The 15,007-nt window shown below is 63.5% G+C and carries 5 protein-coding genes; 3 read left to right on the top strand and 2 right to left on the bottom strand.

Annotation, left to right across the window (positions count from 1 at the left end):
• Nucleotides 1-5: 5 nt before the first annotated feature.
• Together syrB2 and syrB1 are read right to left on the bottom strand one after the other, a co-directional pair.
• On the bottom strand, nt 6-941 hold the full coding sequence (gene syrB2, locus BLP82_RS22240) for a syringomycin E biosynthesis L-threonyl-[L-threonyl-carrier protein] 4-chlorinase SyrB2 (RefSeq protein WP_072412274.1): 936 nt from the start codon (nt 939-941) through the stop codon (nt 6-8).
• A gap of 17 nt (nt 942-958) precedes the next feature.
• The gene (gene syrB1 / locus BLP82_RS22245) at nt 959-2,806 is read right to left on the bottom strand and encodes a syringomycin E biosynthesis L-threonine--[L-threonyl-carrier protein] ligase SyrB1 (protein WP_092173021.1); all 1,848 of its coding nucleotides are present in this window, start codon (nt 2,804-2,806) and stop codon (nt 959-961) included.
• A 339-nt stretch (nt 2,807-3,145) separates the two neighbouring features.
• On the opposite strand from syrB1, the gene BLP82_RS22250 reads away from it, so the two are divergent.
• From BLP82_RS22250 to BLP82_RS22260, 3 genes are all read left to right on the top strand, one after another.
• A complete protein-coding gene (locus BLP82_RS22250; protein ID WP_092173024.1) occupies nt 3,146-4,207 on the top strand; it encodes a TauD/TfdA family dioxygenase in 1,062 nt (353 codons plus the stop codon).
• 34 nt (nt 4,208-4,241) lie between these two features.
• The gene (locus BLP82_RS22255) at nt 4,242-5,942 is read left to right on the top strand and encodes a cyclic peptide export ABC transporter (protein WP_092173027.1); all 1,701 of its coding nucleotides are present in this window, start codon (nt 4,242-4,244) and stop codon (nt 5,940-5,942) included.
• Nucleotides 5,943-6,251: 309 nt separating this feature from the next.
• A partial coding sequence (locus BLP82_RS22260) for a non-ribosomal peptide synthetase (protein ID WP_139197921.1) occupies nt 6,252-15,007 on the top strand: 8,756 nt, incomplete at its 3' end.

Raw genomic sequence — 15,007 nt, forward strand, 5'->3', positions numbered from 1 at the left:
AAAGATCAGACGGCTTCGAATTTCTTGCCTCGGGTCGTGTGGGTGACAAGGCGATTGTATGCAGGGGTCGTCTCGCCGATGACCTGCACCGCGCCGTACTTTTCAAGGCTGATACGTCCACCGTATTCCTCGATGTGGTCGGAGTCCGGGTAGATCTTCACGAACGACGGTACATAACGCGAGGCGAAGCCCATGCGCATGTCCTGGGACTCGCCGCTGTGAGGATAGGAGGCGTGCATCAGGGTCGACCAGAAAATGATGAACTGGCCGGCTTTCATCTGCATGGGCACGGCGGAGGCTTCGTCGGGCTTCCAGTTTTCGTCGATCTGCAGCTGGCGATAGTCGTAGCCGAAGAAACCGCGCCGCACACCATCCTTGACCACCGAGCTGTTGTTGGCATCGGGATCGTAGGCCATGCGCTTGGTTTCGTCGTAGTTCATGCTGTTCTGGGTGCCGGGAATGAACTGCAGGCAACCGTTGGCGATGTTGGCGTCGGTGAAGGCGGTCCAGACGGTGATGGTGCCACCGAAGTCTTCGTTTTCCGGCCAGAGAATCTGCGGCTTGCCCGAGGCGTTGGCGAAGGTGTCGGCCTGGTGCCAGTCGGTGCCTTCGTCGCCCGGGTATTTAGGGAAGAACTCGGTGCGCCAGCACAGCACGTCCGGGCCGAGGATGCTCTCGACGCGGTCGCATATCTGCGGACGGCAGATGTGGCTGGCGAGGAATTCGTCGTCCAGGTGGCGATCGTAGTTGGCAATGTTGGTGCCGCCGGAGATCGCATCCAGATCCTGGTAGGCCGCGGCACTGCGGTCGAGCAGGCGCAGGCGGGTGCGCTTCCAGGTCTCTTTCATTTCTTCTGGCGAATAGGCGTCGAACGGTCCGATGAAGCCGTTCTTTTCAAAGGACGCACGTTCTTCCGGGGTCAAGGCGAATTTTTTGCTCATGAGCTTTTCCTTTTCGATCAATGGGCTTGAACAAGGGAGCGCTGGATACAGCCGGCCAACACTTTGGCGGTCGCGCCATCTGCCAGCACACCTGGGTCGAGGTTGACCCGGTAATGGGCCTTGAGCGTACTCAACGAGCGGATCAGGGCCAGCGAGGTGCCGCCGAAATCGAAGAAATCATCGTTCAGGCCGATGTTCTTCAGGCCGATGTCGTCCGACCAGACCTTGAGCACGAACTGCTCCTGTTCGGTGAGGCCCGGTTCGCTGGCGTGGTCCACGGTCGAGGGGGTGGAATCGGGCGAGGGCAGGCGGCTCTTGTCGATCTTGCCGTGGTCAGTGACCGGCAACGCGGCCAGTGGGATGTAGGCCGAGGGGCGCATGTAGTCCGGCAGGTTCGCGGCCACCTGTGCGGCCACTTCGCTGCGCACCTGTTCGGTCCAGGCCGCCACGCCATGGGTCGGCACCACGTAGGTGACCAGGCGCCAGTCGCCATCGCCGTAATCGTGACCGGCCACGTGGGCGGCGGCTACGGCAGGGCTGGCTTGCAGGCACGCCTCGACTTCGCCTGGCTCGATACGGAACCCGCGGATCTTCAGCTGTTCATCGCAACGACCGGCGTAGCGGTACTCGCCATCGTCTCCCAGTACCAGCAGGTCGCCGGTGCGATAGGCACGGCTCGAGGTGCCCGGCAACTGGACGAAGCGTTCGGCGTTCAGGGCGGAACGATTCAGGTAGCCCAGGGCGACCCCGGCGCCTTCGATGTACAGCTCACCGGCGTTGCCTTGGGACACCGGTTGTTGATCGGCGTCGAGCAGGTGCAGGCGCCAGCCGTCCAGCGGCGCGCCGATGGAGACCATGGCGGCGCTTTCCAGATCCTGGCCACGCACGCGTTTGAAGGTGGTGTGGACGGTGGCTTCGGTGATGCCGTACATGTTGATCAAGGCCGGCTTCTGATCGCCATGGCGCTCAACCCACGGCCGCAGCACGGTGGCTGGCAGCGCTTCGCCGCCGAACACCACATAGCGCAGGGCCAGTGGCGCAGTGGCAGAGCGGTCCGCCTCATCCAGGCCGCGAAACGCCGATGGCGTCTGGCTCAGGACAGTCACGCCCTGGTCGGCCAGCCATTGACGCGTGCCACTTGGCGAGCGCGAAACATCGTAGGGCACCACGGCGACGTGGCCTCCGTGGGCGAGGGCGCCCCAGATTTCCCACACCGAAAAGTCGAAACCGATGGAGTGGAACATCGACCAGACGTCGTTTTCGGTGAAGGCGAACGAGCGCTGGGTACTGTCCAACAGGCGGCTGACGTTACCGTGCGCCACCAATACGCCCTTGGGCTCACCGGTGGAACCGGAGGTATAGATGACATAGGCCGCCGCCTCGTCGGGGTTGCGGCGGTCGTTGGCGGGCAGCGGTTGCAGGGTCGGGCCGGCCAGCAGCTCGGCCAGGGACAGGACGCGTACGGACGCGCTTTGGGGCAGGTCGGCGAGTTCACCGATCATCAGGCCCAGGCCGCTGTCGCGCACGATGTGTTCGACACGTTTACCGGGGTATTGCGGGTCGACCGGGACGTAGGCGCCGCCGGCCTTGAGGATGCCCAGCAGGCTGATGACCAGGTCGACGCCACGTGGCAGGCACATCCCCACCAGCATGCCGTCCTGGACGCCTTCCTGGCGAAGCCTGGCCGCCAGCTGCGACGAAGCCGTGTCGAGTTGTGCGTAGCTCAATGAGCGAGAGGCATCGGACACCGCGGTTCGCTCAGGGAATTCACGGGCCCGGGCGACGAATGTTTCATGCAGGAATGCACCGGGCGTGAGAGGGGCTGGCGCGGGATTGACCGATCCGCCAGTGTTCTTAATCGGCATGACTAACGCTCCTGTTAAATGCCAGGCACAGCGTGTTTGCATGTTGCGCAAACCGATGTGCTCGAGACGTCACTGCGACCCACGGCATCGTTTGCGGTACCTGTGCAATTCGCAGCTGACGCATTTCAGCACCGACTTCGTGTCGGCGTCTGTCGCGGGAAATGGGGACAAGAATCTGCCGCTCCACAAACGGCTCAAGTAGACACCATGACCCCCTCTGTCCCGGTTTGCGGTGCCAGACATCACCGCGGATCAGTGTTTTTATCCTTGCCCGATGGTGGGGCGCATTGGTCCGGCCCTGCGACGTGGATCCGACGATCCGTGGTTCAGGAGTTATTCATGAGTCTTCAAACTGACGCATCGCCCGTCATGCCCGCTGACGGGATGGCGGATTCGCTTGTCTGGCCAGGTCACGGGGCCGGCGAATCGGTCAGGCTGTCATTGCTCGCCGACGGCTTGAGTTTGCCGGTGGTGATCGAACCGATCGAACCGGGGCTGGATCCTTCGTTGTGGGCCAACACCCATCGCGAGGCTATCGAGGCGTTGCTGTGTCGTCACGGCGCGGTGCTGTTTCGTGGTTTTGACCTCGGCTCGGTGCCGGCCTTCGAGGCGTTCGCCGAAGCCTTGTCACCCGGGTTGCACGGCAGCTACGGCGACTTGCCGAAGAAGGAGGGCGGACGCAACGTCTACCGCTCCACGCCGTATCCCGAGCGCGAGATGATCCTGTATCACAACGAGAGCTCGCACCTGGAAAGCTGGCCGCGCAAGCAATGGTTCTATTGCGAGCAGCCGTCACGGGTTGGCGGTGCGACGCCGCTGGTCGACATCCGCCAGGTGCTGCAAAGCCTGCCGCCACAGGTGGTGGCTCGGTTCGAACAAAAAGGCCTGATGTACAGCCGCACCTTTACCGCTGGCGTCGAGCCGAGCTGGGCATCGTTCTTCGGCACCCACGACCGCGCGGCCGTCGAACAGCGATGCCGGGAACAGGGCACCGATTTCGAATGGCTCGACGACGACACCCTGCAGGTGCGCACCCTCTGTCCAGCGGTTATCCAACATCCGGTAACCGGGGAGTGGGCTTTTTTCAACCAGGTACAGCTGCACCATCCGTTCTGTCTCGGCGAGGAAATGCGCGAAGACCTGCTCGATATGTTCGGCGCCGATCGTCTGCCGCGCATGGTCAGTTATGGCGATGGAACGCCGATTGAAGACGACGTCATGGCGTTGCTCGGCGAGGCCTATGAGGCCTGTGCGGTCAGGTTCGCCTGGCGCAAGGGCGATGTGGTGATGCTCGACAACATGTTGGCCGCCCACGCTCGCGATCCTTACGAGGAGCCACGCCTCATCGTTGTGGCGATGGGCGAAATGACCGCCCGGGGCGATGTATGGCGACCGGCGTGAGCCCTTTCGCGACTCCATTGAAGGATAGCAACCCATGAAAGAAGAGAAGAAAGCGAAGAAGCCCAAGGCAGGCTCGGTCATGCGCCTGTTGTGGCGTAACCATCCCTGGCTGACGCTCTTTACGCTGATCTGCGGTGTCATCAGTGGGGTGGCGTCCATCGCGGTGGTGAGTGTGATCAACGACGCTATCCACAATGATGGATCGCGCCTGCAGGCGCTGTACTGGTTCATCGGCCTCAGTGCCACGGCGCTGATCCTGCGCAACGGTGCGGCGCTGTTTCCGGCGTACGCCAGCATGCGGATCATGACGCGCTTGCGCATTGCGCTGTGCCGCAAGATTCTCGCCACGCCACTGGAAGAAGTGGACCGGCGCGGCCCGCCCAATGTGCTGACGATGTTGACCAACGACATCCCGCAGCTGAACACGACGCTGATCGTCATGCCCACGGTGCTGGTAGAAACGACGGTCTTCCTGTTCGGTATCGCCTACCTGGCGTACCTGTCGTGGGTGGTCCTGGCCTTGACGGTTTCGCTGATGATCCTGGGGGTGGGCTTGTACCTGTTCTTCTTCGCCAGCGGCGTGAGGTCCACCAATCGGGTTCGGGACGAGTTCACCGCGTTCAACGAATACACCCATGCCCTGGTGTTCGGCCTCAAGGAGCTGAAGCTCAACGGCATCCGTCGCCGCTGGTTCGGCCGCTCCGCCATCGAGGCGTCTTCGACCCGGGTGGCGCGCTACAACTTCGTCGAGCGCCTGTGGTACACCGCCGCCGATAACGTGGGCCAGTTCACCCTGTCGTTGCTGATTGGTTGCCTGCTGTTCGCCGCGCCGTTGGTCAGCACGGTCGATCCCAAGGTGATGACTGCCAGTGTGCTGGCGGTGCTCTACATCATGGGGCCGCTGTCGCTGTTGGTGGGGGCGATGCCGGTGCTGGCGGCAGGCAAGGTCGCCTGTACCCGGCTCGCGGAATTCGGTTTCTCGATCAATGATCCGCATCCTGAACCCGTTGCGGTCGAACCACCGAAGGTGCATCTGCTCGAGCACAAGAAGACCTGGGACAGCATCGAGTTGAAGGGCGTACGGATGCATTATCAGGATCCGCATGCTGGAAGCGGTTTCTCCCTGGGCCCCATCGACCTGACGGTACAGGCGGGTGAATTGATCTACATCGTTGGCGGCAACGGTTGCGGCAAGAGCACCCTGGCCAAGGTGTTATGCGGGCTCTACATCCCGCAGAGCGGCGAGGTGCTGCTCGACGGCGTGGCGATCACCGACGAGAGCCGCAGTGAATACCGTGATCTGTTTTCCGCGGTGTTCTCGGATTTTCATCTGTTCAATCGCCTCATTGGCCCCGACGAAGAGGATGGCAGCCCGGACCTGGCGAGCAAATACCTGGAAACCCTCGGGTTGGCCGACAAGATCAAGATCGAAGGGCTCGGTTATTCGACCCTGAAGGCGTTGTCCTACGGCCAGCAGAAACGCCTGGCCCTGGTATGTGCCTACATGGAGGACCGGCCGGTGTACGTGCTCGACGAATGGGCGGCCGACCAGGACCCGCCGTTCAAGAAGTTCTTCTACGAAGAACTGCTGCCCGACCTCAAGCGGCGCGGCAAGACGGTGCTGATCATTACCCATGACGACCAGTACTTCCAGCTGGCCGACCGGATCATCAAGCTGGCGGACGGGCACATCGTCTCCGATATCAACTGCGCCATTCGCGACAAGCGCGCCTGAATGGCTGTTCTGACTGCACCGTCCGGCTGGCGATGTTGTCGCGACAACATCCCCGCCAACCCGTGAAAGACGTCTGACATCAACCCGCCCGACAGCAGTGGACCTCCTGCCGGGTGGCGCTGGCTGTCTGCGCGGATCCGCATCATCAACTCCAGGCGTGCCCTGCTGCATTTGTCCCGGGCAGCACTGACAAATATCTGAGAAGGAACGTATGACATTTTTCTTTGCTGTGGGCGTTGTTATCGCAATGGGCCTTTCGGCCAGCCGTCATCCAGAGCCTGTCGGCGTGCAAGTGACAGGAGGCCGCGTATGAACCAGCCCCTGGAGCTTGCTGCGACCTATCCGCTGACGGCGTCCCAGCGGGATATCTGGCTGGACCAGATGACCAAGGGCGATTCGCCCTTGTACACCATGGGTGGCTACGTTCATATCCAGGGTTCCGTCGATCCTGAACGTATCCAGCGGGCAGTCGAACTGTTGGTCCGCAAGCACGATGCCTTGCGCACGGTCCTGCACTGCGACGTCGGTGGCGACGGCGTGCCCATGCAGACCTTGGTCGAGTCGCTGGAGGTGCGGGTACCGCTGATCGACCTCTCAACTCGCCCCGAGCCGCAGACTGCGGCCCAGACCTGGGTGCAACAGGGGCTGGAAGTGGCATTTGAGCTCGATAAGGGGCCGCTGTTCCGCTTCTACCTGGTCAAGCTCAATGACGCTTCGTTCTATTTCGTCGTCAACTTGCACCACATTATCCAGGACGGCTGGGGCATCAACCTGATGCTCGCTTCCCTCTGTGACCTGTACAACGCGCTGGAGGAAAACCGCGAGCCTGACCTGTCGGCACCATCCTATGCCGGGTTCATCGAGGATGATGCCCGTTACCACGACTCGGACCGTTTCCAGCGGGACCAGGCCTACTGGCTCGACAAATACCGGGATGTACCGGATCCATTGTTCACCGCCCGTCACCGTGATCGCTACGCCGGGCCCGTGGTGCCCAGCGCCCATGCCATGACGCCGTTCCCACAGGCGCTGAACGAGCGGATCGACGCCCTGGCGCTGACCCATCAGGTTTCGCGTTTTCCTGTGCTGCTGGCGACGTTGTACGTGTACTTTGTCCGTACGACCCAGCGCGACGAGCTGGTGGTGGGCCTGCCGATCCTCAATCGCTCCAATCCGACCTTCAAGCAAACCGTGGGGTTGTTCACCCAGGTCAGTGCCATGCGCTTGAGATTCGCCGATGATCTGTCGTTCGGCGAGCTGATCCAAGAGGTGGCGCGCGCGCTCAAGCAGGACTATCGCTACCAGCGGTTTCCTTTAAGCGACATTCACCGCTCCCTGGAGCTGCGGCGTGACAATCGTGCCCAGCTGTTCGATGTGTCGTTCTCCTACGAGGAAGAGAACTATCTATACCGGTTCGGCGACGCCACGGCCTATTCGGTGAAGAGTTCCAACGGCCAGGAACAGATGCCCCTGGCGATCCATTTCCGGACCAACCCCAACGAAAAAAATGCCTGGGTGCACTGGATCTACAACCAGGCGTTCCTGCAGGCAGATGAAATCGAGGCAATGGCCGAACGCTTCGTCCATGTGCTGGAGCAGGGACTGGGTGACGATACGCTGCCGATCCAGGACTTTGTCCTGCCGACACCGGCTGAAGCCCGTTTGCTCCGGGCCTGGAACGCGAGCGATGCGCAGCGGTATGAGCACGACCGCACGATCCATGGCCTGTTCGAAGCCCGGGCCGCCGCGCAGCCTGGCGCGGTGGCGGTGGTTCATGAAGGCCGGACTCTGACCTACGGCGAGCTGAATACCCGGGCGAACCAGGTCGCCCATCGGCTGCTGGCGCTGGGTGTATTTCCGGATGACCGGGTGGCCATCTGCGTCGAACGCGGCCTGGACATGATCGTTGGCCTGTTAGGTATCCTGAAGTCCGGCGCTGGCTATTTACCGCTCGACCCGGCCTATCCCCTGGACCGCCTGGCCTTCATGCTCGAGGACAGCTCGCCGGTGGCGTTGCTGACCCAAGCGGCGCTGCAAGCCCAGGTGCCTGCGCCGGCTGTCCCGGTGCTGCTGCTCGATCAGCCGGAAGCCGCAGGTTTTACCGAGCAGCCACGGCATGATCCGACTATCGGCACGCTGGCATCCCATCACCTGGCCTACGTGATCTACACCTCGGGCTCGACCGGCTTGCCCAAAGGGGTGATGGTCGAGCACCGCAACGTTGCGCGGCTGTTCTCGGCCACGCACCCTTGGTTCGATTTCGGCCCGCAGGATGTCTGGGCGCTGTTCCATTCCTTCGCCTTCGACTTCTCGGTCTGGGAAATCTGGGGCGCACTGACCCACGGCGGTCGTCTGCTGGTGGTGCCGCAGCTGGTCAGCCGTTCGCCGCAGGACTGCTATGCGTTGTTGTGCGAGGCCGGTGTCACGGTGTTGAACCAGACGCCAAGCGCGTTCCGCCAGTTGATCGCGGCCCAGGGTGAAAGTGACCTGAACCACAGCCTGCGCCAGGTGATCTTCGGTGGCGAGGCCTTGGAAACCGGCATCCTCAAACCGTGGTATGCCCGGGCAGTCAATGCCGATACGCAATTGGTAAACATGTACGGCATCACCGAAACCACGGTGCATGTGACGTATCGTGCGTTGCAAGCGGCCGATGCCCAGTTGATTGGTGTCAGCCCGATCGGTAAGCGCATTCCCGATTTGCGCCTGTACCTGCTGGACAAGTACGGCAAGCCGGTGCCCAAGGGGGTGGAGGGCGAGTTGTACGTAGGGGGCGCCGGTGTAGCGCGAGGCTACCTGAACCGGCCGGAGCTCAACGCAACGCGGTTCCTGCCCGATCCGTTCGACACCGGTGCGAACGCGCGGATGTACCGTACCGGCGACCTCGGTCGCTGGCTGCACAACGGCGAACTGCAGTACCTTGGGCGCAACGATGAGCAGGTGAAAATTCGCGGCTTCCGTATCGAACTGGGTGAAGTCGAAGCGAGGCTGACGGCCTGCGCAAAAGTGCGCGAGGCCGTGGTGATCGCCCGGGAAGACGAGCCGGGGGACAAGCGACTGGTGGCCTATGTGCTTGCCGAAGACGGCGCTTGCGTGTCTGCGGGCGAGTTGCGCAGCGAGCTGCTGGGCTCGCTGGCGGACTACATGGTGCCGAGCGCGTTCGTGATGCTCGAAGCCTTCCCGCTGACCACCAACGGCAAGCTCGACCGCAAGGCGCTGCCGGCTCCCGATTCGCAGGCGTTTGCCCGACGCAGCTATGAAGCGCCGGTGGGCCAGGTGGAAATCACCCTGGCCGCTTTGTGGGTCGAGCTGCTTGGCGTCGAGCAGGTGGGTCGTCACGACCGTTTCTTCGAACTGGGCGGCCACTCGCTGCTGGCGGTCAAACTGATCGAACGCATGCGCCAGTTGGACCTGAACGCTGACGTGGGTGTGCTGTTCGGCCAGCCGACGCTGGAGACCCTGGCCGCTGCCACGAGCACCTGCGGCGCAGTGGTGGTGCCGGAGAATCGGATTCCCCGCGACGTCGAGCGCATTACCCCGGACATGCTGCCCCTGGCGACCCTGACCCAGGACGAAATCGATCGCATTGTCGCAACCGTGCCGGGCGGCGCGGACAATGTGCAGGATATCTACGGCCTGGTGCCGTTGCAGGAAGGCATTCTCTATCACCACCTGGCGACCCGCGAAGGCGATCCATACCTGTTGCAGGCCCTGCTGCGCTTCGGTAATCGCCAGCAGTTGGACGCGTTCGCGCAAGCCTTGCAGGCGGTCATCGCACGGCACGACATCCTGCGCACCTCGGTGGCGTGGGAAGGGCTCGGCGAACCGGTACAGGTGGTTTGGCGCGAGGCGCGCCTGAGGGTCGAAGAGCTGGTCATGGACCCGGCCGAAGGCGATATCGCCGGCCAGTTGCAGGCCCGCTTCGATCCTCGTCACACCCGCTTCGATCTGCGCCAGGCGCCGATGATGCGTATTCACTTCGCCGAAGATGTCGCCAGCGGCAGTTGGGTGGCGGTACTGCTGTTCCATCACCTGATCGATGACGCGACCTCCCTCGGCATGCTGGGCAAGGAAATCGACGCGTACCTGCAAGGTCGTGCGGCGGAGCTGCCGGCGTCGGTGCCTTACCGCAACTATGTGGCTCAGGTCCGCCTGGACAATCATCCCGAGCAACATGAGGCGTTCTTCAGCGAGATGCTCGGCGATGTGGACGAGCCGACGCTGCCGTTCGGCCTGCAGGATGTGCAGGGCGACGGCAGCGGCATCGAAGAGGCGACGCTGTCGCTGGAGGTCGGGCTGGCCCGGCGTCTGCGTGCCCAGGCCCGGCGCCTGGGGGTGAGCACCGCCAGCCTGCACCATTTGGCCTGGGGCCAGGTAGTGGGGCGCTTGTCCAGCCGTCAGGACGTGGTGTTCGGCACCGTACTGATGGGTCGGTTGCACAGCGGACAGGAGACCGGACATGCCTTGGGCATGTTCGTCAACACCTTGCCGTTGCGGGTCGAGGCGGGGGACCAGGGGGTGCTGGCCGCGTTGCAGGCGACCCATGGCCGCCTGGCGGCGCTGCTGGGTCACGAACATGCGCCGTTGTCGTTGGCGCAGCGGTGCAGTGGCGTTGCGGCGCCGGCGCCGTTGTTCAGTGCGCTGATGAACTATCGGCAGACCGCCGTGGCGGCACAGGCGAGCGAGGATGCGGGCCAGGCAAGAGTCTGGGCCGGTGCGCAAATTCTCGGCGGCGAAGAACGGACCAACTACCCGCTGTCGCTGTCGGTGGATGACCTCGGTGATTCGTTTGGACTGACCGTGCAAGCCGTGGCCGGGATCGGTGCGCAACGGGTTTGCGGCTACGTGCACACCGTGCTCGAAGCATTGGCCGATGCCCTCGACCAGGATGGCAACATCCCACTGCACACGTTGGCTTTTGTTCCCGTCAGCGAACGCCAGCAATTGCTGCACGATTTCAACGCCTTCGATGCGGTGTACCCGTCGGGGCTACTGGTCCATCAGCTGTTCGAGGCCCACGCCGAGGCTCATCCGGAAGCCGTTGCGCTGACGTATCAGGAGCAGAGCCTGAGCTACGGCCAGCTGAATCGGCTGTCCAACCAGATCGCCCATCGCTTGATCGAGTTGGGTATCCGTGCCGACGACCGGGTGGCGATCTGCGTGGAACGCAGCCTGGAAATGGTTGCGGGGCTGGTGGGTATTCTCAAGGCCGGGGCCGGCTATGTGCCGCTGGATCCTGCTTACCCGGCCGAGCGCCTGGTCTACATGTTGGACGACAGCGCACCGAAGGTGCTGCTGACCCAGCGCAGCCTGCAGGAACGCTTCCCAGCGGCAGGCGTGCCGGCCTTGCTGCTCGACGGTGAAGACCGTGACGTCGCCGGCATCGACCGGCAGCCGTTCACCAACCCGGACGCACAGGTGAGCGGCCTGAACCCCGACAGCCTGGCGTACGTCATCTACACCTCCGGCTCCACCGGCCAGCCCAAGGGCGTGGCGATGGCGCACCGCCCCCTGGTCAACCTGATGCAGTGGCAGATCGACCAGGCCGCGCAGCAGGGGCGAGCCGCTGCGCGCACCTTGCAGTTTGCCGCACTCGGATTCGACGTGGCGTTCCAGGAAGTCTTCAGCACCTTGTGTGCCGGCGGGGAGCTGTCGCTGATCCATGCCGACATCCGCCTGAATTTCCACCGCCTGTTCGAACACATCTGCCAACAGCGCATCGAACGCCTGTACCTGCCGTGCATCGCCCTGCAAGCCCTGGCCGAAGCGGTCGCCGGCGAGCGTGAAGGCACTCGGCTGACCTGCGACTTGAAAGATGTCATCACCGCTGGCGAACAGTTGCGCATCACCCCACAGATCCGTGCATTGTTCGAGCGCCTTGATGGCTGTCGCCTGCACAACCACTATGGGCCGACCGAGTCCCACGTCACCACCGCCCTGACGCTGCCGGACGATGTCGCCGCCTGGCCGACGCTGCCGGCCATCGGGCAGCCGGTGGCCAACACCCGTATCCATTTGCTGGACGCACAGCAGCAACCGGTTCCGGTCGGTGTAGCCGGCGAGATCCACATCGGCGGCATCTGTGTTGCCCGTGGCTACCTGAACCGCGATGACTTGACCGCCGAGCGCTTCGTCCGCGATCCGTTCGCGGCCGATGAACAGGCGCGCCTGTACAAGACCGGTGACCTGGGCCGCTACTTGCCCGATGGTCATATCGAGTACCTGGGACGCAACGACGACCAGATCAAGATCCGTGGTTTCCGTGTCGAGCTGGGTGAGATCGAGTCCCGGCTCTGCCAGCATGGCGAAGTAAAGGAGGCGGTTGTCGTCGCCCGTGAAGACCAACCCGGCGAGAAACGCCTGGTGGCCTACATCACCGCCCAGGTGGCGGATGCGGCGCCGGAGGCCGATGCACTGCGTGCGCACTTGCAGGCGCTGCTGCCGGACTACATGGTTCCGGCGGCCTACGTGCGCCTGGACAAACTGCCCTTGTCGCCCAACGGCAAACTCGACCGCCGCGCGCTGCCGGCCCCGGAAGCGGACGCCTTCGCCAGCCGTGCATATGAAGCGCCACTGGGCGAGGTGGAGACCACACTGGCAGGGTTGTGGGCTGATGTGCTCGGTGTCGGGCAGGTGGGGCGACACGATCATTTCTTCGAACTGGGCGGGCATTCGCTGCTGGCGGTAAAACTGATCGAACTGATGCGCAAGGCTGGGCTGAGCGCCGATGTGCGGGTGCTGTTCGGTCAGCCTACCTTGGCCGCCCTGGCGGCGGCAGTGGGCGGCCGTACCGAGGTGAGCGTGCCGGCCAACGGTATTGCAGCGGGGTGCGAACGGATCACTCCGTCGATGCTGCCGCTGGTGAGGCTGGACCAGGAAACCCTCGACCGGATCGTCGCCGGTGTGCCGGGCGGAGCCGGCAATGTCCAGGACATCTACCCGCTGGCACCGTTGCAGGAAGGCATTCTCTATCACCACATCGCCGCCGAAGAAGGCGACCCCTACCTGCTGCAAGCCACCTTCGCCATGGACAGCCGTGCTCGACTCGATGGCTTCGTCGCGGCTTTGCAGGCGGTGATCGACCGGCACGATATCCTCAGGACCGCGCTGCTGCACGAAGGCCTCGAGGCGCCATTGCAGGTGGTTCTGCGCCAGAGCCGGTTGACGCTCGAAGAGCAGGCCCTCGACCCGGCCAGGGGCGATATCGCCGCGCAGTTGCAAGGGATGTTCGACCCTCGCCATTGCCGACTGGACCTCGACAAGGCGCCATTGATGCGCCTGGCCTGCGCCTGGGACAGTGTGCACCAGCGCTGGGTCGCGGTTCTGCTGTTTCACCATATCGCCCTGGACCATACCGCCCTGGACGTGATGCAGGAGGAAATGCTGGCGTTCCTCAATGGCGAGGGCGACCGCCTGGAAGCGGCCATGCCTTACCGTAATTACGTGGCGCAAACACTGTTGGGCGTGCCGCGTGAGCAACATGAGCGCTTTTTCCGCGACATGCTCGCTGATGTCGACGAGCCGACGCTGCCGTTCGGCCTGCGGGAAGTCCAGGGGGATGGCCGGGGTATCGAAGAGGTCAAGCTGAACCTCGATCCGGATCTTTGCCGGCGTCTGCGGCAGCAGGCGCGCCAACTGGGCGTGAGCGCGGCAGCCTTGCATCACCTGGCGTGGGCAAGGGTACTGGGGCGCGTGTCCGGCCGCGAGGACGTGGTCTTCGGCACCGTACTGCTGGGGCGCATGCAGAGCGGCGAGGGCGCGGATCGCGCCCTGGGCATGTTCATCAATACCCTGCCGTTGCGGGTGAACGTGGGCGGGCAGGACGTACGCACCGGGGTCAAGGCGACCCATGCCCGCCTGACGGCCCTGTTGGGCCACGAACACGCCTCGCTGGCATTGGCCCAGCGTTGCAGTGGCGTGCCGGCTTCGCTACCTCTGTTCAGTGCGTTGCTGAACTACCGGCACAGCCCGCTCCAGGACGGCGACAGTGTCGACCGCTGGGCGGGTACGCAGGTGTTGGAGGTCATGGAACGGACCAACTATCCGTGCATGTTGTCGGTGGACGATCAGGGCGAAGGCTTCCTGCTGAGCGTGCAAACGGCCGGCGAGGTTGATGCCCGTCAGGTCGGTGCCTACATGCAGACGGCCCTGGCGAGCCTGGTGGATGCATTGGAGCGTGCGCCGGGATCCGCGATCAACGATCTGGAAATCCTGTCTGAACACGAGCGCTGGCAGGTGTTGCAGGGCTTCAACGGCACCGCCGCTCATTTCCCTCTCGAGCAGACCATTCACGGACTGTTCGAGGATCAGGTGCAGCACACGCCGAATGCACTGGCGGTGCTGCATGGCGGTCAGCGCCTGACTTATGCTGAATTGAACGAACAGGCCAACCGGCTGGCGCATTACCTGCGTGGGCAAGGCGTGCGGCCGGATTCGCGGGTGGCGATCTGTGTCGAGCGCGGCAGCGACATGGTCGTGGGCCTGCTGGCGATCTTGAAGGCGGGCGGCGGTTATGTGCCGCTGGATCCGGCGTATCCGGCGGATCGGATTGCCTACATGCTGCAAGACAGTGCGCCGGCGGTGGTGCTGGCCCAATCGGCAACGGTTGGGTTGTTGGCCGGTGTTTCGATGCCGGTGATCGATCTCGGTAGCGGGCTCTGGCAGGACGAGTCCGTCTCGAATCCAGAGGTTGCCGGGCTGACCTCGGCGCATCTGGCCTATGTGATCTACACCTCGGGTTCGACCGGCCTGCCGAAAGGCGTGATGATCGAGCATCGCAACACGGTGAACTTCCTCACCTGGGCTCATAGCGCCTTTGACGCTGAAACCCTGTCGAAAACCTTGTTCTCGACGTCGTTGAACTTCGACCTGGCGGTCTACGAATGCTTCGCGCCGCTGACGTCGGGCGGCAGCATCGAGGTCGTCACGAATGTGCTGGAACTGCAGCAGGGCGAGCACGACATCACCCTGATCAACACCGTGCCGTCGGCGCTCAAGGCGTTGCTGGAGTCCGGTGGATTGGGCGAGGGCGTGGACACGGTGAACGTGGCCGGTGAAGCCCTCAA

The sequence above is a fragment of the Pseudomonas sp. NFACC37-1 genome, assembly GCF_900101575.1.
Lineage (GTDB): Bacteria > Pseudomonadota > Gammaproteobacteria > Pseudomonadales > Pseudomonadaceae > Aquipseudomonas > Aquipseudomonas fluorescens_AA.

Bases quoted from the DNA above. Each gene is read 5' to 3' on its own strand.
- syrB1 (WP_092173021.1), bottom strand. From the start codon at position 2,806: ATGCCGATTAAGAACACTGGCGGATCGGTCAATCCCGCGCCAGCCCCT.
- BLP82_RS22255 (WP_092173027.1), top strand. From the start codon at position 4,242: ATGAAAGAAGAGAAGAAAGCGAAGAAGCCCAAGGCAGGCTCGGTCATG.
- syrB2 (WP_072412274.1), bottom strand. From the start codon at position 941: ATGAGCAAAAAATTCGCCTTGACCCCGGAAGAACGTGCGTCCTTTGAA.
- BLP82_RS22250 (WP_092173024.1), top strand. From the start codon at position 3,146: ATGAGTCTTCAAACTGACGCATCGCCCGTCATGCCCGCTGACGGGATG.